The organism is Bradyrhizobium sp. AUGA SZCCT0182 (genome assembly GCF_018130185.1).
Lineage (GTDB): Bacteria > Pseudomonadota > Alphaproteobacteria > Rhizobiales > Xanthobacteraceae > Bradyrhizobium.
The window spans coordinates 20021-39385 of the sequence record NZ_JAFCLY010000035.1; the positions used below are offsets into that span (position 1 = coordinate 20021).

Annotated in this window: 16 protein-coding genes; 5 read left to right on the plus strand and 11 right to left on the minus strand. The window is 63.8% G+C overall.

Annotated elements, in window-relative coordinates; genetic code table 11:
* Positions 1–42 precede the first annotated feature (42 nt).
* The gene (locus tag JQ611_RS29735; RefSeq protein ID WP_212467443.1) at positions 43–1287 is read left to right on the plus strand and encodes a flavin-dependent oxidoreductase; all 1245 of its coding nucleotides are present in this window, start codon (positions 43–45) and stop codon (positions 1285–1287) included.
* Between the two features lie 129 nt (positions 1288–1416).
* On the opposite strand, the gene JQ611_RS29740 is transcribed toward JQ611_RS29735, so the two are convergent.
* Together JQ611_RS29740 and JQ611_RS29745 are read right to left on the minus strand one after the other, a co-directional pair.
* Positions 1417–1872, minus strand: a complete 456-nt coding sequence (locus tag JQ611_RS29740; protein ID WP_212269083.1) for a cupin domain-containing protein — start codon at positions 1870–1872, stop codon at positions 1417–1419.
* Between the two features lie 47 nt (positions 1873–1919).
* A complete protein-coding gene (locus tag JQ611_RS29745; protein ID WP_212467444.1) occupies positions 1920–3110 on the minus strand; it encodes an ABC transporter substrate-binding protein in 1191 nt (396 codons plus the stop codon).
* 229 nt (positions 3111–3339) lie between these two features.
* Here JQ611_RS29745 and JQ611_RS29750 point away from each other — a divergent pair, with 229 nt between their 5' ends.
* From JQ611_RS29750 to JQ611_RS29760, 3 genes are all read left to right on the plus strand, one after another.
* Complete coding sequence (locus tag JQ611_RS29750) at positions 3340–3834, plus strand: MarR family winged helix-turn-helix transcriptional regulator (RefSeq protein ID WP_192734383.1); 495 nt, start codon at positions 3340–3342, stop codon at positions 3832–3834.
* 160 nt (positions 3835–3994) lie between these two features.
* The gene (locus tag JQ611_RS29755) at positions 3995–5674 is read left to right on the plus strand and encodes a benzoate-CoA ligase family protein (protein ID WP_212467445.1); all 1680 of its coding nucleotides are present in this window, start codon (positions 3995–3997) and stop codon (positions 5672–5674) included.
* Positions 5675–5762: 88 nt separating this feature from the next.
* On the plus strand, positions 5763–6221 hold the full coding sequence (locus tag JQ611_RS29760; protein ID WP_212269085.1) for a RidA family protein: 459 nt from the start codon (positions 5763–5765) through the stop codon (positions 6219–6221).
* Position 6222: 1 nt separating this feature from the next.
* On the opposite strand, the gene JQ611_RS29765 is transcribed toward JQ611_RS29760, so the two are convergent.
* Entirely contained in the window at positions 6223–8529 is a 2307-nt protein-coding gene (locus tag JQ611_RS29765; RefSeq protein WP_312012272.1) for a penicillin acylase family protein, read from the minus strand.
* Between the two features lie 238 nt (positions 8530–8767).
* Between JQ611_RS29765 and JQ611_RS29770 the strand changes: the two genes are divergently transcribed.
* Positions 8768–10015: an aminotransferase class III-fold pyridoxal phosphate-dependent enzyme gene (locus JQ611_RS29770; RefSeq protein WP_212467446.1), complete on the plus strand. Its 1248-nt coding sequence runs from the start codon at positions 8768–8770 to the stop codon at positions 10013–10015.
* Positions 10016–10026: 11 nt separating this feature from the next.
* Here the strand turns inward: JQ611_RS29770 and JQ611_RS29775 are convergent, their stop codons facing one another.
* The 8 genes from JQ611_RS29775 to JQ611_RS29810 all read right to left on the minus strand — a co-directional run bounded on the left by JQ611_RS29775 (position 10027) and on the right by JQ611_RS29810 (position 19282).
* Entirely contained in the window at positions 10027–11310 is a 1284-nt protein-coding gene (locus tag JQ611_RS29775; protein ID WP_212467447.1) for an aspartate aminotransferase family protein, read from the minus strand.
* A 5-nt stretch (positions 11311–11315) separates the two neighbouring features.
* Positions 11316–12257 (minus strand): phosphotransferase, encoded by a 942-nt coding sequence (locus JQ611_RS29780; protein ID WP_212467448.1) that lies wholly within the window; start codon positions 12255–12257, stop codon positions 11316–11318.
* A gap of 166 nt (positions 12258–12423) precedes the next feature.
* Positions 12424–13359, minus strand: coding sequence for a glyoxylate/hydroxypyruvate reductase A (locus JQ611_RS29785; protein WP_212467449.1), 936 nt, complete (start codon positions 13357–13359; stop codon positions 12424–12426).
* 3 nt (positions 13360–13362) lie between these two features.
* Entirely contained in the window at positions 13363–14979 is a 1617-nt protein-coding gene (locus tag JQ611_RS29790) for an ABC transporter ATP-binding protein (RefSeq protein WP_212467450.1), read from the minus strand.
* Positions 14980–14981: 2 nt separating this feature from the next.
* Positions 14982–15821, minus strand: coding sequence for an ABC transporter permease (locus JQ611_RS29795; RefSeq protein WP_212269093.1), 840 nt, complete (start codon positions 15819–15821; stop codon positions 14982–14984).
* On the minus strand, positions 15818–16789 hold the full coding sequence (locus JQ611_RS29800) for an ABC transporter permease (protein WP_212467451.1): 972 nt from the start codon (positions 16787–16789) through the stop codon (positions 15818–15820). Before JQ611_RS29800 ends, JQ611_RS29795 begins: the two co-directional genes overlap by 4 nt.
* A gap of 95 nt (positions 16790–16884) precedes the next feature.
* The gene (locus tag JQ611_RS29805) at positions 16885–18432 is read right to left on the minus strand and encodes an ABC transporter substrate-binding protein (RefSeq protein ID WP_409411310.1); all 1548 of its coding nucleotides are present in this window, start codon (positions 18430–18432) and stop codon (positions 16885–16887) included.
* A 76-nt stretch (positions 18433–18508) separates the two neighbouring features.
* Positions 18509–19282: a class II aldolase/adducin family protein gene (locus JQ611_RS29810; RefSeq protein ID WP_212391109.1), complete on the minus strand. Its 774-nt coding sequence runs from the start codon at positions 19280–19282 to the stop codon at positions 18509–18511.
* Positions 19283–19365 lie beyond the last annotated feature (83 nt).

Genomic DNA, 19365 nt, shown 5'->3' on the forward strand with positions numbered 1-19365 from the left:
CTTGCGGGGAGAGGGGAAGACAGTTGAGTGGAGTTTGAGCGGATGAAGGCGATCATCGTCGGAGGCGGCATCGGAGGCCTCACCACCGCGCTGATGCTGCGCGCCCGCGGCATCGACTGCGAATTGTTCGAGCAATCCGACAGCATTCGCGAGCTCGGCGTCGGCATCAACACGCTGCCGCATGCGATCCGCGAACTCGCTGGCTTAGGGCTGCTGGACCGGCTCGACGCGGCCGCTGTTCGTACCGATGATTTGTATTATCTGAACCGTCACGGCCAGGAAGTCTGGCGCGAGCCGCGCGGCCTCGGCGCCGGTCACGACGTGCCACAATTCTCGGTTCATCGCGGCCGCCTGCAGAGCGTCATTCATCGCGCCGTCGAGGAACGGCTCGGCAAGGAAGCGATCCACACCGGCTGCCGGCTTGGCGCATTTGCGCAGCACGAAGGCGGCGTGATCGCGCATTTCTTCGACCGCACCGGCGCGCATATCAAGACCGCGCGCGGCGATGTCCTGATCGGGGCCGACGGCATCCATTCGCGCGTGCGTGAAATGCTGTTTCCGGACGAGGGGCCCCCGTGCTGGAACGGGTTGATGCTGTGGCGCGGCGCGCGCGACTGGCCGATGTTCCTGACCGGCAGTTCGATGATCGTGGCCGGTGGATTGAATGCAAAAGTCGTGGTCTATCCGATCGCGGAAGGATCGAGCCCCGCCAGCCGGCTGACCAACTGGGCCGTGATGGTCAGGGTTGGCGAAGGCAACGCGCCGCCGCCGCGCCGCGAGGACTGGTCGCGGCAGGGCAAGCGCGAGGAATTGATGCCGCATGTGGCGCGGTTCTCGGTGCCGCATGTCGACGTCCGCAACCTGATCTCGGCGACGCCGGAGTTCTATGAATATCCCTGCTGCGACCGCGACCCGCTGCCGTATTGGACCTGGGGCCGGGTGACGCTGCTCGGCGACGCCGCGCATCCGATGTATCCGGTCGGATCCAACGGCGCCTCGCAGGCGATCCTCGATGCGCGGGCGCTGGCGGATTCGCTGGCCCATGCGGAGCATCCGCGCCAGGCGCTGCTGGCCTACGAGCAGAAGCGGCTGCCGATGACGGCGGAGATCGTGCGCGCCAACCGCCGCGGCGGTCCCGAGGGCGTCATCGACGCCGTCGAACAACTCGCGCCCGACGGGTTTGCGGATATCGAGAAGGTGCTGAGCTACGGCCAGCGCGAGGCGATCGTGCGCGGCTATGCGTCAAAGGCAGGCTTCGCGGCGCCGTCGCTGGCGGCTGTGAGATAGGGCCGAACCCACGTCACGGGTCCTCATCCTGAGGAGCCGCGAAGCGGCGTCTCGAAGGATGGCCACATACGGGCCTCATGGTTCGAGACGGCGCTGAAGAAGCGCCTCCTCACCATGAGGGTCGAGACCTCACGCTCCCGGAGGCGGCGGCAGGAAGTGGATGTTGTGCTCGGCCGCCAGCGCCACGACGGCGTCGGGCGTCTGCTCTTTCATGTTGTGGATGCCCCAGAACAGGTCATAGAGCCGCCGCGTCGGCGAGACCCAGAACAGCACCTTCGAGGTCCGGCCCGATTTGTTGAAGATGCCGTGCGGCTTGCCCATCGGCAGGCGCACCAGATCGCCCGGCGAGGCCTGCGTCTCGGCACCGTCGAGGAAGAAGTCGAGCTTGCCTTCCAGGATGTATAGATATTCGTCCTGATCGGGGTGGATGTGCGGCGGCACGAAGGTGTCGGGCGGGAAGGTCGCGTGCCATGAGAAGGAATGCTCGGTGACGCTTTTCGGCACATAGGTTTGGCCAAGGATGCTCCAGGAGATTCCCTGGATGCCTTCATTGGCGCGCGTGATGCCGGCGATTTCAGTTTTCATTGTGTTGTTTCCTCCCAGATTTTCTTGCCAGCGTTTTCTTCGCCCGGTTATTTGCCGGATGCGCAATCCTTGGCGTAGCGGTCGCCGTAATTCGAAAAGACCTTTTCGACGATCTCGGTCTGGAACTTGCCGTCCGGGCGTTTTGCCACCTTGGTCAGGTAGAAATTCTGGATCGGATAGCCGTTGACGTTGAACTTGAAGTCGCCGCGCAGCGAGGTGAAGTCGGCCTTCTTCAGCGCCGCCGACACCGCGTCCTTGTTGGCGAGATCGCCCTTCACCGCCTTGACGGCACTGTCGATCAGCATCGCCGCATCATAGGCCTGGAAGGCATAGGTGCCGGGCACGATGTTGTAGGCCGCTTCATAGCCGGCCACGAATTTCTTGTTCTGCGGATTGTCGAGATTGGGCGCCCAGTTGGAACCGCCGAACATGCCGACGGCGGCGTCCTGCTGTGCCGGCAGCGTCGATTCATCGACGGTGAAGGCGGACAGCACGGGAATGCGATCGGCAAGGCCGGCCTGCCGGTATTGCTTGACAAGGCCGACACCGAGGCCACCCGGCATGAAGGTGAACAGCGCGTCGGGCTTCGAGGAGGAGATCTTGGTCAGCTCAACCTGGAAATCGGAGGTGTTCAGCGGCAAGTAGCTTTCCTCGACGATCTCGCCCTTGTAGTCGATCTTGAATCCGGCGGCGGAATCCTTGCCGGCCTGATAGTTCGGCACCAGCACATAGACACGCTTGTAGCCGCGATCCTGGGCAACCTTGCCGAGGACCTGATGGACCTGATCGTTCTGGTAGGAGGTGACGTAGAAAAACGGGCTGCACTCCTTGCCGGCATAGGTCGACGGACCCGCGTTAGGGCTGATCAGGAACGTCTTGTTTTCTGTGACCGGCCTGTGAATGGCCTGGAGGATGTTGGAGAAGATCGGGCCTACGACAAAATCGACCTTTTCGCGTTCCAGGAGGCCCTTGACCTTGGTCACGGCCCCGTCCGGCTTGAGCTCGTCATCGACCACGACGAGTTCGACGTCCTTGCCGGACATCTTGCCGCCGAGATCCTTGACCGCGAGTGCGAAACCGTCGCGGACCTGCTGGCCGAGCGCCGCCGGAGGCCCGGACAACGTCACGATGACGCCGATCTTGATCTTCTCCTGTGCCGCGGCTTGTCCTGCGGCGGCACTCAGCAAGACCGCAAGCAAGGCTAACTTAGGTCCCGCCAATTTCAACGGCTGCATCATCACCAACTCCTTCATTCGGCCGCAGCCGAAACCAACCCACCAAATCCTCAGATCCAGCTTATTCTGAGGATGACTTCGGCCGCAAGCAACAAGCCCGCAAATAAGAATCCATGTAAGAAAGCCATGCAAGCTGCGCGCCAAATGCTTGAACCCTAAAGAAATCTGGACCATGATAGCAAGCTGCGGTCTGCTCGATTCCCCGCACGCGCAAATCAGACAAATTGGCGTCATGATGCTTGATTCAGAGACCAAGGCTGTCGAACTCCCCGAGGATCACGGGGATGAAATCAGGCTGTGGCTCCGCCTTCTGACCTGTACCACCCTGATCGAGGGCGAGGTTCGCAGCCGGCTGCGCGAACGCTTCGATGTGACGCTGCCGCGCTTCGACCTGATGGCCCAGCTCGACAAGGTGCCCGACGGCATGACGCTATCAGACGTTTCGAAGCGGATGATGGTGTCGAACGGCAACGTCACCGGACTGGTCGAGCGCCTCGTCGAATCCGGCCATCTCGACCGGCGCACCTCGGATGCCGACCGCCGCGTCCAGGTGATCCGCCTGACCAAGGCCGGCCGTGTCGAGTTCCGCAAGATGGCTGCCGAGCATGAGTTGTGGATCGCCGACATCTTCGGGGATTTGACACCGAAGGATGTCCGCGAACTGATGCGGCTCCTGGCCAAGACCAAAGCATCGGCGCAGAAATCCGCGAAGGCGCGGACGGCGTAGGCGCAGCCTGGACCTGCCGGCGCGCCGGCTTCCAAAAAAGAGTGGAACGGCCCTGATCTGGGCCCTTGCGCCAAATTACTTTAAGTATAAAATGATTGCCAATGGAGCACTGCCGGACGGTCTTCACAAGCCTTTCATCCCGAACGCGAGGGCGATGGAAATGTCAGGTAGAAATTTAGACCTTGGCCCATCGGGTCACGTCGATGATTTTGCGCGGCGCAACCTGCCGCCGCCGGAGCAATGGCCGGAACTGGTTCTCGACCGGCCGGAATTTCAATACCCCGAATATCTCAACGCCGCGGTCGAGCTGACCGACCGGATCGTAGAGAAGGGCTTCGGTGACCGCACGGCGCTGATCGGCAATGGCCGCCAGCGGACCTACAAGGAACTCGCCGATTGGTCGAACCGCCTGGCGCATGCGCTGGTGGAGAATTACGGCGTCAAGCCCGGCAACCGCGTGCTGATCCGCTCCGGCAACAATCCCGCGCTGGTGGCGGCATGGCTCGCGGCGACCAAAGCGGGCGCCGTTGTCGTCAACACCATGCCGATGCTGCGTGCCGGCGAGTTGTCCAAAATCGTCGACAAGGCTGAGATCGCGCTGGCGCTGACCGACAGCCGCATCGCCGACGAACTGGTTTCCTGCGCCAAGACCAGCAAGTTTCTCAAGCAGGTGGTGAATTTCGACGGTACGTCGAACCATGACGCCGAGCTCGACCGGGTGGCGCTCAACAAGCCGGTCCGCTTCGACGCCGTCAAGACCGGACGGGATGATGTTGCGCTGCTGGGATTTACCTCGGGCACCACGGGCGAGCCGAAGGCGACGATGCATTTCCATCGCGATCTCCTGATCGTGGCCGATGGCTATGCGCGCGACGTCCTCAACGTCACCGAAGACGACGTGTTCGTCGGCTCGCCGCCGCTGGCCTTTACGTTCGGCCTCGGCGGCCTTGCGATCTTTCCGCTGCGGTTCGGCGCGACAGCGACTTTGCTGGAAAACGCTTCACCTCCCGAGATGGTCAAGATCATCGAGACCTACAAAGCCACGATCTGCTTTACCTCGCCGACGGCATATCGCGCGATGATGGCCGCGATGGACAAGGGTGCGGATCTGTCGTCGTTGCGGCTGGCGGTGTCGGCCGGCGAGACCTTGCCTGCGCCGGTGTTCGACAGCTGGACCCGCAAGACCGGAAAGCCAATTCTCGACGGCATAGGCAGCACCGAATTGCTGCATATCTTCATCACCAACCGGGTTGGAGAGGCCGTCGCGGGAACGACCGGGCTCCCGGTCTCAGGTTACGAGGCCAAGATCGTTGACGATGACATGAACGAGTTGCCGGCAGGCACGGTCGGCAAGCTCGCGGTTCGCGGCCCGACCGGATGCCGCTATCTCGCGGATAGCAGGCAATCGAATTACGTCCGCGACGGCTGGAACCTGACCGGCGATTCCTTCGTCCGCGACGAGACGGGACGCTTGTCGTTCGTGGCGCGGTCGGACGATATGATTGTCTCCTCCGGCTACAACATCGCGGGCCCCGAGATCGAGGCCGCACTGCTGACGCATCCGGCGGTCGCCGAGTGCGGCGTCGTCGGCGCGCCCGACGAGGCGCGCGGCATGATCGTCAAGGCTTACATCGTGGTCGCCTCCGGCATCGACGCCGATGCGGCGCTGGTGACCGCGTTGCAGGAGCACGTCAAGCGCGAGATCGCGCCCTACAAATATCCGCGCGCGATCGAATTCGTCGCACAACTGCCCAAGACCGAGACCGGCAAGTTGCGGCGGTTCGCCTTGCGGCAGATGGCGCAGACCGGTTCGGCCTCGGCCGGCATGGCTGCGGAATGAAGCGCATAGCGTTTTCGAGCGAAGTGGATACCGGTTCGCGTAAAGAAAACGCGTCAAACAACAATTTGGAAGTGATGGAGAGATTTTTGTGAGCACGCAAAAAGGGCCCACGCTGGCGGTGTTGCCGGTGGCGAAGGATGAGGTGCCGGCTTCGGGCTTGCAGATCCTGCAGCCGAGCGGCTGGCCGGTGCCGAGAGGTTACGCCAACGGCATGGCCGCCGACGGCCGGCTGGTGGTGACCGGCGGCGTGATCGGCTGGGACGCCAGCAACGTTCTGGCCGATGGCTTCATCGCGCAGGTGCGCCAGACGCTGGAGAACATAGCCGCGATCCTCGCCGAGGGCGGCGCGAAGCCTGAACACCTCGTGCGGCTGACCTGGTACGTCGTCGACATCGAGGAATATCTGGCGAACCTGAAAGCGCTCGGAAAAGTGTATCGCGAAATCTTTGGCGCGCATTACCCGGCGATGGCGCTGGTACAGGTGGTGCGGCTTGTCGAGAAAGCCGCACGGGTCGAAATCGAGGCGACGGCCGTGGTGCCGCGCTAGCTCACCTGCTGAGCATCTGGTGTGAACTCGCCCCGCGCTTGATCGCTTCCCAATCGTAAAGCATCGGCACCATTTCACCTTTCGCCCATGTCGCGTTCTGGTTCGCGTAATGCGGACTGGCCGGATGGCCCGACGCGCCATGGAAGACGATCCACCGGCAGTTGTTCCATGCGCCGACGTCGAAGACGTAACGGGACAATGCGGACGAGGTGGCCTGGAAGCCAAACTTCATCGAATATCCCGCCATGAACACGCAATCATTGTCTCCGGATATCTTGGCGCAGTCCTTGTCGAGCTGACCGGCATAGTCGGGGAAAGCGACCGAGAGCGCGTGCTTGAGCTTCGGTGTATGCAGCGTGCCCCAATCGGCGGTCGGCGCATTCTTCGCCACCGTGACAACGGCCTCGCGCAGCAGCTCATTCCATGTCGCGCCGTTCAAGAGGCTCTCGTCATTGCTGCGCAGCAGTTGCGGCAGCGTCCACCAGAACTGGACTTCCGGAAACAGTCCCGGTGCCACCTTGGTGACATCGCTGTCGGCGGTCTTGTCGAGGCCCGATCGGCGAAGCGCGAGCTTTGTCAATTCCAGCCGAACGGCGGAATAGGCCGCGGCCGCGACCGAATCGCCGCGCATCTCGCCGTCCCAACCGAGGATCAGGTCGCACAAATGCTTCGTCTCCGCCGGCAGCCCGACCGCGCGTAGGCGTTCGCGGATTTCGATGGCGGGAATGCTCAGGAGGTCGCGGTGAATGGCCGGCATCTGCTCGGGCGAGGGCCGCTTCAGTTCCTTGAGCCGCAGCCAGATGCGGCGGGTGCGGTGCGGCGGCATCGGGTCGGTCGAGAGATATGGTTCGCGCTCGGGCTCCACCACGCGGTTGTTGGCGGTCACGATCATCCCCTTATCCGGCGCGATCGTATGCGGCATGTCTTCGAACGGCACCATGCCGTCCCATTCGTGCTCGCCGGTCCAGCCCGGCACCGGCAACCAGCCATTGGAGCGCGGCCGCTTCGGCACCAAGGCGCGCACGCGATGGCCGATTTTGCCTGACGTGTCGCCGGCGACGACATTGTGGTCCATCAGCGCAAAGCCGCGCGTCGCTTCGTATAGTTGCTCGACCGATTTGGCGCGCAGCATCCGCACCATGCAATCGAATGAGGCGTCGGGCACCGCGAACTGCACGGACTTGAGCGCCAGCGCGGTGCCCTTCATGGGATCGCCGGCGATTACGGGACCATGCTGGGTTTCGATCACGTTGATCGCGACGTCATTGCCGTTGCGCACCTTGATGGTCTCGGGGCGATGCGTCGCGGGCAGCATCTCTCCTTGGAAGCGATAGTGGCGGGCGCCGGCGTCGAATTGCTCGACATAGAGATCGTGGATGTCGACAAAGGCATGCGTCACGCACCAGGCCACATGGCCCGTATGCCCGAAATGCGGGAAACCGGGCACGCCTGGCACCGTCAGGCCGATGACGTCGAACTCGTCGCAGGCGAGGTGGGCCTGCGCATACATGTTCGGCATTTCCAATACGCGATGCGGATCGCCGGCGACGATCGCCCGGCCGGTCGAGGTGCGCTCAGCCGAGATTGCCCAATTGTTGCTGCCGCCGTCGAGCTCCGCGCCCATCTGCTCCTGCGCGGTCGCCAGCAGCGCAGAGATGCCGGGCTTGAGATCGGCAAGGGCTGCCGCGAGCCGCTTGCCTTCGACGCCCGGCGGCACACACAGCAGATCGCTGCCGCCATCATCGAAGCGCAGCTTGGCGATGTTGTCGGCGCCGACGATCGGCAGCGCCGCGGCCCGCCAGAGCTTCCACCACACCGATCCCATCAGGAATCCGATCTGCCGCATGACAGCGATGGAATGCCAGGGCTCCCAGGCCATCGGTTCGCAGCCGAGGATTTTGTATTCGACCGGCCATCGGCGCAGCGCGATGAAGGCGTTGACGCCGCGCGCGTACGCCACCAGCATCGCCTTAGCCTCGTCGCCGAGCAGGGCGTAGTCACGGCGCGAGGCGGCGTCGCCATTCATCTGCCGGGCAATCACATCGCCTGCAACAGCGCGCGCGCCGAGCCATTCGGCATAGCGGCCGGTGCCACGCCGCAACAACGCCTCCATCTGCCAGAGCCGGTCCTGCGCCTGTGCAAACCCGAGCCCGGCGAACGCATCCTGAAAGGTGCCGCCGCGGACATGCGGGATGCCCCACGCGTCGCGCCAGATGTCGACATGGCCGAGCAGCCCCTTCACCTGCGCCGGGCTGACATAGTCGGGGAGGTGATCGGCCGGATTGATCCGGGTGGTGGTTGCGGTCACAGGGCGCTCCCGAGTTTTTCTGATTTGTTGTTCTTGCGACGGACGCATCATACGCATGCGCGCATGCAAAGCCATGCCTGATAGCTGCGCCGGAACGGGTTCGCATTGCGTCGGCACCTTGCCGTTATTCGCGTGCGATGCTTTGATGGCGGGATGGAGCCTCCCCCTTCATCGAAGCTGGGAGCCACCACGTCTGCGGCACGCGAGAAAAACAATAAGCGCACACCAAGGGGACGCCATGAACAAGCCAGCAGCGGTATTGAGCGAAACACAGAGCGCGGATGCGATGTTGCGGGCGCGAGCCCAGCGCGTGGTGCCCGGCGGCATGTGGGGGCATCTCAACGCCGCGCGGCTGCCGGAAGGTTATCCGCAGTTCTTCGCCTCCGCCGAGGGATGCCGGGTGCGCGACGTCGACGGGCGCGAATATATCGACTTCATGTGCAGCTGGGGACCGGTGCTGCTCGGCCATCGTCACCCCGAAGTGCAGGCCGCGGCCGAGGCGCAGGCTGCCTTGGGCGATTGTCTGAACGGCCCGGGCGAGGTGATGGTGGATCTGGCCGAAGATTTCGTCGCGATGGTGCCGCATGCGGATTGGGCGATGTTCCAGAAGAACGGCGGTGACGCCACCACGGCCTGCGTGACCATCGCGCGGGCCGGCACCGGTCGGCGCAAGGTGCTGGTCGCCAAGGGCAGCTATCACGGCGCGCTGCCCTGGTGCTCGCCGAGCGTGGCCGGCGTCACCAGCGAAGACCGCGCGCATCTGCTGCACTTCGAATACAACGACGTCGCGAGCCTGCAGGCGGCGGTCGATGAAGCGGGAAAGGATCTTGCGGCGATCCTGGTCACCGGCTTCCGGCATGACATCGCCCGCGATCTCGAATTGCCGACGCGCGAGTTCGCCGCCGCTGCACGCGCCGCGTGCGACGCCGCTGACGCCGCGCTCATTCTCGACGAGGTGCGCACCGGGCTGCGGCTCGATATCAGGGGAAGCTGGGAGGCGCTCGGGGTGCGGCCGGATCTGGCCGCCTGGAGCAAGGCAATCGCCAACGGCTACGCGCTGGCGGCCGTGACCGGCAATGACAAATTCCGCGAGGCGGCAACAAAGGTGTTCGTGACCGGCTCGTTCTGGTGCGGCACCGTGGCGATGGCAGCGGCGCGGACGACGCTGCGGATCGCGCGTGAAACCGATGTGCCCGGGCAACTCCGCACCATGGGCTTGCGGCTGCGCGAGGGGCTGGCGTCGCTGGCGAACCAGCACGGCGTCGCGATCCGCCAGAGCGGCCCGCCGCAGATGCCGCTGATGCTGTTCGACGCCGATCCGGATGTGAAGAAGGGCCGGGCGTTCTGTTCAGCGGCTTTGCGCTACGGCGCGTTCTTTCATCCCGTGCACAACATGTTCCTGTCGTCGGCCCATCAGGCCGCCGATATCGACGCGGCGCTGGAGGCGGCCTCGCACGGCTTCAAGGCCGTCCGCGCGCTTACCTAGTTGCTTTGCGGCTATTTCAGCGCCTGCAAAACCTGATCGAGTTTCTCCACCAGCACGTCCGCATGCGCAGTGGTGAACACCAGCTGCGGCCGGATCTTGAGAACGTTGGCTTGCGGTCCGGCGGCGCTGATCAGCACGTGCCGCTCGCGCAGCATATTGACGATGGCTGCTGTTTCGCTGGCGGCCGGCGTTCCGGTGGGACCGCCGTGCCGCAGCTCCACGCCAAAGAACAATCCGGCGCCGCGCACCTCGGCGATCAATGGATGCCTTGCCTGCAGTTGCCGAAACTGTTCACGCAGATAGGCGCCGACGCGCTGTGCATTCGCAAGCAAGCCTTCGGAATCGATCACTTCAAGCACGGCTATTCCGGCCGCCGCCGAGACGGGATTGCCGCCAAAGGTGTTGAAATAGCGTGACCGCGCGCCGAATTCGGCCAGCACTTCCGGACGCGCCGCCATTCCGGCGACTGGATGGCCATTGCCCATCGGCTTGCCCATCGTGACCAGATCGGGAATGAGACCGTGGCGGGCAAAACCCCACATCTGCTCGCCGGTGCGCCCGAAGCCTGGCTGCACCTCGTCGGCGATAAAGATGCCGCCGGCCGCACGCACCGCTTCGACGGCGGGGCGCAGGAAGCTCGCAGGGTCCGCGAACACGCCGTCGCTGGAGAAGATCGTGTCGACCAACAGTCCGGCCGGACGAATTCCGTTTTTGCGCATGTCGTCGAGCGCGCCGCGGACGTGCCGCGTAAAGGTCTCGCCGGTGTCGTCGCCGGCGGAGCGCGGCGCCGGCACCAGCCGCGCGTGGCTGTCCTTTGCCATCGGCAGCCCGAGCGAAGGTGACAGCTCGGCCAGCGCGCTGGTGACGCCGTGATAGGCGGTTTCCGTCACGATGAAGCCGGTGCCGCCGGTGCAGGTGCGGGCCACACGCAGCGCGAGGTCGTTGGCCTCGCTGCCGGTGCAGGTGAACATGATCTGGCTGATCTCGGCCGGGAAGGTGGCTAGCAGTTTTTCGGCATAGTCGAGCACGGTCTCGTGCAGATAGCGCGTATGGGTGTTCAGCACCGCGGCCTGCCGTGCGATCGCCTGCACGACGTGGGGATGCGAGTGTCCGACCGACGCGACATTGTTATAGGCGTCCAGATAGGCATTGCCGGCGGGATCGTAGAGCCACACGCCTTCGCCGCGGACAAATTGCACCGGTTGTTCGTAGAACAGACGGTAGGCCGGACCGAGCAGCCGCTTGCGCCGTGCGATCAAGTCGTTGGCCGAAGCAGCCTCATGGTTGGTGGACATCTGTTTTACTCCGAATTGCAGGCAGACTGAATCTGCTGCCGGGCCAGTGCCCGGGGAATACCAGCGATTCGCTGCAGTCTGCCCCAGGCCGCCGGATTGTTGCGTAGAATATACTCCCGGTTCCCGGGATAGCGGATGGCCCGCCAGCTGCTGATCACGATGGTCATGACCATGCGGGTGGCGATGAGATCGAACAAGATCTCGAACTCGATCGGGTCGAGCGGCGTGACCGCATGGTAAGCCGCGATCATCTCGCAGGCGGGCGCGAGCGGATCGTTGCCATCGACGACCTGGTACGCCGCGGTCACGGCGAGGTCGACGACCCGGGCGGTCGACGTCATGTCGCCAAAGTCGATGATTCCCGCGATGCGCTCGCTGTTGGCGGAATCGACGACGATGTTGTGCGGGTTGAGATCGTTGTGAAGCGGCTGTTTGGGCAGGCTCGACAGCACGGGAAGGGCGTGCGTCTCGAACCGGTCGAGGGTGCGCTCGACGAGAGTGCGTCGGTCGGCCGGGACGGCGTCGATCAATGGACGCAATTCGGCGGCGTGCTGAAGATCCCACAGCAGCTTGTGGTTGGCGCCGGGATGCCGGAAGTCGCGAAGCCCCCGTGCCATCCGTGCCGCGCACTGACCGAGGTCGCGCCGCAGCGCCGCTGAACTCTCGACGGTGTGGAATGGTGTTCCGGCAAGAAACGACAAGAGACGCACGACCCGCGTCGAGCCGTCGTCGAAGCCGATCTCGAGTTCCGTTGCGCAGTTCAACGCGGGGAAGATGCGCGGCACCGGCAGGCCGGGGTCGGCGGCGGCCAGCTGAACCAGGGCTTCGGTCTGCAGATTCGTGACCGCGCGATCCTCCGTGGGGTTCGCGATCTTCAGCACATATTCGCGGCCATCCGGCGTCCGCAGCCGGAAATTCTGATCGCGCTCGCTGTCGAGGCGACGCACCGTGACGGGCAGGCCGTAATGTTCGGCCGCCAGTTCCTTGGCAAGCGATTCCGGAATGCTTGATGCGGCGCGCAGGCCATCGATCGGATGTGCCGCGTCAATCGCGGGAGAGGAGTCTGGCACCGCAGTGTCCTTTAGGCCGTGATCCCTTGGGGCGTGCGACCGTTCAATAGCCGCGTTGGCGGTCGATGGCGTTCGGCGGCCGTCGGCCGGTTTGTATCGCGTCGGCGGTTGCGACGACCGTGGTCGCAACGGCCTCGACCCGGACTTCGCAGGCGTCGTGTGGCGTCACGACGATTTTGGGATGATGCCAGAACGGATGTGCCGGCGCCAGCGGTTCGGCCGCGAACACGTCGAGTGCGGCGCCATCGAGCCGACCGCTCTCCAGCGCAGCCAGCAGGTCCGCATCGACCAGATGTTCGCCGCGTCCGACCTGGATGAGATAGCCGCCGCGCCGCATGCGGGCGAACAGTTCCGCGTTGAGGATGCCCTGGGTCTCCTGCGTCAGCGGCAGCAAGTTCACCAGCACCTCGCTTTCGCCAAGCATGGCGGCGAGGCCGGCGGGGCCGTGGAATCCCCGGACGGTGGCGGGCGTCGGCTTCGCCGTCCGGCTCCACACCATGACCGGGAAACCGAGCTGCGCAAGGTCGGCGGCAACGCGCTGGCCGATTTCGCCGTAACCGAGGATGCCGACCGGCACGTCCTGCGCGGCACGCTGCGGGAGGCGCTTCCAGATTCCGTCACGCTGCTGGGCCAGATAAGTTGCAAAACGCCGCTGATGCGAGATCACATGCCAGATGACAAAGCCTGACATCGTCTGCGCCTGCAGGGGATCGACGATGCGAACGACGTCGATATCCGGCCGCAGGCTCGGGCAGGCGACTATATTGTCGACGCCTGCGCCGATCGAACAGACCGCCTTCAGGTTCGGGTAACGCTCGAAGGCGTCGGCCGGCGGGTGCCACGCGATCGCAAGGCTGATGTCCGCATCCGACCCGTTGCGGCGATGATCGACGATTTCGATGCGGTCGGCGATGCGAGCGAATTCTGTGCCGAGGTAGCCTCTGATATCGAGGCTGCTGCTGACGAGCGCACAACGCATCGTTCACGCCGCCTTGGAGGACGAAATCTGGCCGGGCACCGCGGCAAGCAGCTCTCGCGTGTAGGGGTGCTCGGGGGAGGAGAACAGCGCTGCGGCTGATCTCAGTTCAACTATCGATCCGCGCTGCATCACCGCGATCCGGTCGCAGATCTGGGCTGCCACCCGCAAATCATGGGTAATGAACAGCATCGACAGCCCAAGCCGCGTCTTGAGGTCTTCGAGCAGGTTCAGAACCTGCGCCTGCACCGAGACGTCGAGCGCGGAGACCGCTTCGTCGGCCACCAGAATCTCAGGGTCGAGCGCCAGCGCCCTCGCGATTCCGATCCGTTGCCGCTGGCCGCCGGAGAATTCGTGCGGGAAGCGTTCCATCGCGCTGGCGTTGAGGCCGACCAGACCAAGCAGATCGTGGGCGCGCGCTCGCGCGGCCGCAGGGTCCGCACCGTGCGCGATCGGACCATCGGTGATGATGTTGCCGACCTTGCGGCGCGGATTGAGCGAAGCGAATGGATCCTGAAACACCATCTGGATGCGCTTGCGCTGTTCGCGCAACGCTTTGCCATTGATGCGCGTCAGGTCGGTTTCACCAAGCCGCACGGTGCCGCCATCCGGCTCGATCAGCCGCATGATCAGGCGCGCGATGGAAGATTTGCCGGAACCGGATTCGCCGACCAGGCCAAGCGTCTCGCCCTGAAAAATGTCAAAGCTGACTTCCTTGGCGGCCTGGACGCTGCGGGTCGGCTGAAACCAGCCGCCGCCGCTGACATAGGTTTTCTCGATACCGATCACCTCGACGACTTTCGGCCGATCGAGCCGGGAAGCGCGCACCGGCGGCTGCAGTTTCGGTACGGCGGCGAGCAGCGCGCGGGTATAGGGATGTTGCGGACGCTGCAGCACGTCGTCGGCCGCGCCCTGTTCGACCACCTTGCCGTGCTGGAGCACGACGACGCGATCGGCGATATCGGTGACGACGCCGAAATCATGGGTGATGAACATGACAGCCATGTTGCGGCTGCGTTGTAGGTCGCGGATCAGTTTGAGGATCTGTGCCTGCGTGGTGACGTCGAGTGCGGTCGTCGGTTCATCAGCCACCAGCACCGCCGGTTCGAGCGCCAGCGCCATCGCGATCATCGCGCGTTGCCGCTGGCCGCCCGAGAGCTGGTGCGGATAGGCCCGCACGCTGCGTTCGGGGTCGGGCAGGCCGACTTCGCGCAGCAGGCCGAGGGCCTTTTGCTTCCGTTCTTTCGGCGTTAGCAGGCCATGCGCCTCGAACATCTCGGCGATCTGGTCGCCGATCCGCATCAAAGGGTTGAGCGCCGTCATCGGCTCCTGGAAGACCATCGCAACGCGGCGGCCGCGCAGACCGAGCCAGCCATCCGCGTCGAGGGTCAGCAGGTTTTGGCCGCCAAAGGTGATTTCGCCGGCCTCGGCGATCACGGTGTCGGGCAGCAGACCCATCAGGGCATGCGCGCACATCGACTTGCCCGAGCCGGATTCGCCGACGACGCAAAGGATCTTGCCGGCGGTGAGCTCGAACGACACGCCATCCACGGCGTAAGCGCGGTCGCTGCCGGGCGGTAGCGCCAGCTTGAGGTCCTTGATGACTACAGCGGCTTCAGACATGCTCAGCGCCCGTCCTTGTTGAGACGCGGGTTGAGCGCATCGTTGAGGCCTTCGCCGATCAGGTTCAGCGCCAGCACCGAGATCAGGATGGCGACGCCGGGAAACACCGTGATCCACCAGGCCTGGCGAATGACGGTGCGGCCGGCGCCGACCATGTAGCCCCACGACATCAGATTGGGATCGCCAAGGCCGAGAAACGACAGCGAGGATTCGAGCAGGATCGCGGTAGCCACCATCAGCGACGCCAGCACGATGACGGGGGAGAGGGCGTTGGGCAGGATCTCGCGCCAGATGATCCAGCTGTTGGTCTGCCCGGTCACGATCGCGGCCTGGACATATTCGCGGGTGCGCAGTGACAGCACCTCGCCGCGGACGAGGCGCGCCACCGGTGGCCAGCTGACGATGGCAATCGCAATCACGATCGAGACGATCGACGGCTGCAGCACGGCGACCAGCACGATCGCGAGCGCAAAGCTCGGCACGGTCTGGAAGAATTCGGTGAAGCGCATCAGGGCGTCACCGATCCGGCCGCCGAAATAGCCGGCCGCAGCGCCCACGGGAATGCCGACCGCTAGCGCCGCCAGCGTCGAGACGAGGCCGACCAGCAGCGAGACGCGGGCGCCATAGATGATGCCCGCCATCACGTCGCGACCGAGCGCGTCGGTGCCGAGCGGCAGGCCGGCCAGCGTGAACGGCGGCAGGAACGGCCGCTGCACCATGCGCCAGGGCGAGGTCGGAAACAGCAGGGGACCGAACACAGCAATTACGATCGCGACCGTCAGGATCACGAGGCCGATCAGGCCACCGGGATTGCGGAGCATCAATCTCCAGAACTGTCTCATGCGGCAAACTCGATGCGGGGATCGACCGAACGGTAGATCAGGTCGGTGATCAGGTTGAACGCCAGTACCATCGCCGAACAGACCACGAATACGCCCAGCAGCAGATTATAGTCGCGCTGCAGCAGCGCCTCGTACATCAGCCGGCCGATACCGGGCCAGGCGAACACGGTTTCGGTCAGCACGGCGCCGCCGACCAGCGTGCCCGCCTGTAATCCGGCCAGTGTCACCACCGGCAGCAGCGCGTTTCGCAGCACGTGGCGGCGCTGGATCACGGCATCGCGCAAACCCTTGGCGCGCGCGGTCTTGACGAAGTCGAGCCGCTTGACCTCGAGCATCGAGGCGCGCGTCATGCGGGCGTAGGTTGCCATGAAGAACAGGCCGATCGTGGTCGCCGGCATGATCAGATGCGCGCCGACGTCCAGCACGTGGGCGAGGCCAGTGTAATTCGCGCCGACGGTTTCGTAGCCAAAGCTCGGCAGCCAATCCATCGTGACCGAGAACAGCAGGATCGCCATCAGCGCGACCCAGAACAGCGGTGTGGCGTAGAAGATCAGTGCCAGCACCGTGATAAGGGTGTCGGTCCAGCTGCCGGCGCGGCGTGCCGCCAGCGTTCCGAACAGGACGCCGAAGGCGAGCGAGATCGCAAACGCGGTGCCGGTCAGCAGCAGGGTGGCGGGAAGCCGATCCATAATCAGTTTTGAAACCGGCATTTGCTGGCGGAACGAAAAGCCGAGATCGAGACTGATGATGCCCTTGACGTAGAGAAACAGTTGCACCGGCAGAGGCTGGTCGAGGCCGAATTTTTCGCGGAGCTGGGCGAGGAAGATCTGGTCGCCGGCGCCGGCTTCACCGGCCATCACCAGCGCTGGATCGCCCGGCGCCAGCCGGATCAGGAAAAAGTTGAGGACGACGATTGCCAGCAGGACGATGACGGCCTTGCCAATGCGCTGGGCAATGAATGCGAGCATCGTGTGAATTTCCGCTGCGTTCGAGGCGTGGTGTTGGAATTTCCGATCGCGGCGAGACGCCGGAGCGCCGCCGCCGCGATCTGGATGTTACGGAGTTACTTTTCGATCCACGCGTCCCGGAAGCCGTCATTGACGCCGATCGCGGTTGTGACGAGGTTCTTGACGTTGCAGCGGGTGATGGTGGGGAACTGCAGTTCGAGCAGCCATGCCACCGGCACGTCGTCGGTCAGGATCTTCTGCGCCTTGGTGTAGATCTCCTGGCGCTTGGAATCCGGGAAGGCGACGGCGCCGTCCGCGAACAGTTGATCGATCTCCGGATTCGAATAGCCCTCGACGTTGTTGAACGGCGAGCCCTTCGTTATCTGGCTCGAGACGTAATTGCGGCCGACGCCGAGCGCGGGGTCGCCGTACTGGTACAGATAGGTGAAGGCGATATCGTAGTCCCAGTCGGCGGTTTTCTGATTCCAGCCGGGGACATCGGTCGCCACCATTTCGATATTGATGCCGACGTCCTGCAGATTTTGCTTTACGGCCTCGGCCCAACGCTGCCAGGTTTCGCCATAAGGCAGCGGCAGCAGGCGAACCTTCTCGCCATTGTAGCCGGCCTCCTTCAGCAGTGCCTTCGCCTTCGCCGGATTGAAATCGTATTTCGTCACCGCGTCCGTGTAGTACTTGATCGAAGAGCCGGATGGCCCGGTGGCGACTTTGCCGAGGCCGTTCCAGATCACGTCCTTTGCAAAATTGCGGTCGATGGCGAACATCACGGCCTGACGGAATTTCTTGTTGGCCGTCGGCCCGGAGCGATTGTTGAGCCACAGCCACGAATGCGGGCTGAAGAATTCCCAGCCAGCGCCGGTGACGCACACGTTCTTGAGTTTGCTCAGGCGCGGAACGTCGAAATTCTCGACCGAACCGCCCGGCAGCACGTCGACCTTGCCGGTTTCGAACGCCACCGATCGCGCCGCGGCGTCGGGAATGACGTGCCAGTAGATTTCGTCGAGGTTGGGCTTGCCCTTGATGTAGTAGTTCGGGTTCTTGACGAGCCGGATGAACGAGCCCTTCTGCCATTCCTTGAACATGAAGGGGCCGGTGCCGATGGGCGTATTGTTGGCCGGGTTGGTCTTGAAGTCGGTTCCTTCATAGATGTGTTTTGGAATCATCGGCATCGAGCCGACTTCGAAGATGCCGAGGAACGGTCCGAACGGCTGCTTCAGCGTGAACACGACGGTGGATTCGTCTGGCGTCTCGACCTTGTCGACCTGGACCAGATTGTTGCGCCCGCGCGGATGGGTCTGCTTGAGGAATTCGATCGAGAACGCCACGTCGGCCGACGTGAACGGCTTGCCGTCATGCCAGGTGACACCCTTCCTGAGCTTGAACGAGTAGACCTTGCCGTCTTCGCTGACGCTCCAGCTTTCGGCCAGGCCCGGCTGCGGCTCCAGCTTCGGGCTATAGCGCAGCAGGCCTTCGTAAATGTTGCCTGATACCATCTGGGTCGGGCCGTTCTGCACGATGCCCATCATCAGGCCTGGCGGTTCGGGCTGGATCACGGCATTGACGACGCCGCCTGCCTTCGGCTCTTGCGCCAGAGCAGCACTGGAAAGGGCTGTGCTGGAAAGGCCGCCTACCACAGCAAGACCCATAACAAATTGCTTTAGCATGACATCTCTCTCTTGATCGCCTGAGCGGCGCGCGTTGCGTTGAAGTTTGAGTGTGCGGCTAGTTCATGAAATCCGGATCTGACCGTTCCAGCATCCGCTTGAAGGCGACCCATTCGATATCGGGAACACCGTTGAGTTCGATGCTGTCATAGAAGGTCCCATATTGACCCGCGGTCTTGCGGGCGACGCTTGCCGAGAGCGGCACGATCTCGGCATTGGCGCCCTGGATCGCGAGCTGGGCGCGGCACGAGCGTTCCAGATTGTGCATCAGCTTGAACGCCTCGGCGACGGAACGTCCGCAGGTGAGCATGCCGTGGTTGCGCAAAACCATGACGAACTTGTCGCCGAGGTCGGCGACCAGCCGCTCGCGCTCATCCAGATCGAGCGCGATGCCTTCGTAGTCGTGATAGGCGAGGCGATCGGTGAACTGCATCGACCATTGATTGAGCGGCAGCAGTCCCTGCTTCTGGCAGGACACCGCGACGCCGGCGACGGTGTGGGTGTGCAGCACGCAGGCAGCATCGGTGCGCGCCGCGTGCACGGCGCTGTGAATGGTGAAGCCGGCCGGGTTGATGCCGAGGTTCATGGGGTCGTCGATGACGTTGCCGTCGATATCGACGGTGACCAGATTGGACGCGGTGACCTCTTCAAACCGCAGGCCGTACGGGTTGATCAGAAAACGGTCATGGGCGCCCGGCAGCCGGGCAGAGATATGGGTGTAGATGCTGTCGTCGAGGCCGAGCCGGTGAATCAGCCGGTAGGCGGCGGCGAGATCGATTCGGGCTTGCCGGGTTCCGTCCTTGATGGCCGGAGGCGGTACGTGCGCTGTCATTATTGGAATGCACCCTTTTTGAACAGGTCTAAGGGTTGCATCGCAACTAGGCTCATGACAAGACTAAACTGTCGACAATCGAC

Excerpts from the sequence above, each read along its gene's own strand:
- JQ611_RS29740 (WP_212269083.1), bottom strand. The coding sequence starts at position 1,872 with ATGAAAACTGAAATCGCCGGCATCACGCGCGCCAATGAAGGCATCCAG.
- JQ611_RS29735 (WP_212467443.1), top strand. The coding sequence starts at position 43 with ATGAAGGCGATCATCGTCGGAGGCGGCATCGGAGGCCTCACCACCGCG.
- JQ611_RS29810 (WP_212391109.1), bottom strand. The coding sequence starts at position 19,282 with ATGACAGCGCACGTACCGCCTCCGGCCATCAAGGACGGAACCCGGCAA.
- JQ611_RS29800 (WP_212467451.1), bottom strand. The coding sequence starts at position 16,789 with ATGCTCGCATTCATTGCCCAGCGCATTGGCAAGGCCGTCATCGTCCTG.
- JQ611_RS29745 (WP_212467444.1), bottom strand. The coding sequence starts at position 3,110 with ATGATGCAGCCGTTGAAATTGGCGGGACCTAAGTTAGCCTTGCTTGCG.
- JQ611_RS29790 (WP_212467450.1), bottom strand. The coding sequence starts at position 14,979 with ATGTCTGAAGCCGCTGTAGTCATCAAGGACCTCAAGCTGGCGCTACCG.
- JQ611_RS29795 (WP_212269093.1), bottom strand. The coding sequence starts at position 15,821 with ATGAGACAGTTCTGGAGATTGATGCTCCGCAATCCCGGTGGCCTGATC.
- JQ611_RS29775 (WP_212467447.1), bottom strand. The coding sequence starts at position 11,310 with ATGTCCACCAACCATGAGGCTGCTTCGGCCAACGACTTGATCGCACGG.
- JQ611_RS29750 (WP_192734383.1), top strand. The coding sequence starts at position 3,340 with ATGATGCTTGATTCAGAGACCAAGGCTGTCGAACTCCCCGAGGATCAC.
- JQ611_RS29805 (WP_409411310.1), bottom strand. The coding sequence starts at position 18,432 with ATGGGTCTTGCTGTGGTAGGCGGCCTTTCCAGCACAGCCCTTTCCAGT.
- JQ611_RS29785 (WP_212467449.1), bottom strand. The coding sequence starts at position 13,359 with ATGCGTTGTGCGCTCGTCAGCAGCAGCCTCGATATCAGAGGCTACCTC.
- JQ611_RS29755 (WP_212467445.1), top strand. The coding sequence starts at position 3,995 with ATGTCAGGTAGAAATTTAGACCTTGGCCCATCGGGTCACGTCGATGAT.
- JQ611_RS29770 (WP_212467446.1), top strand. The coding sequence starts at position 8,768 with ATGAACAAGCCAGCAGCGGTATTGAGCGAAACACAGAGCGCGGATGCG.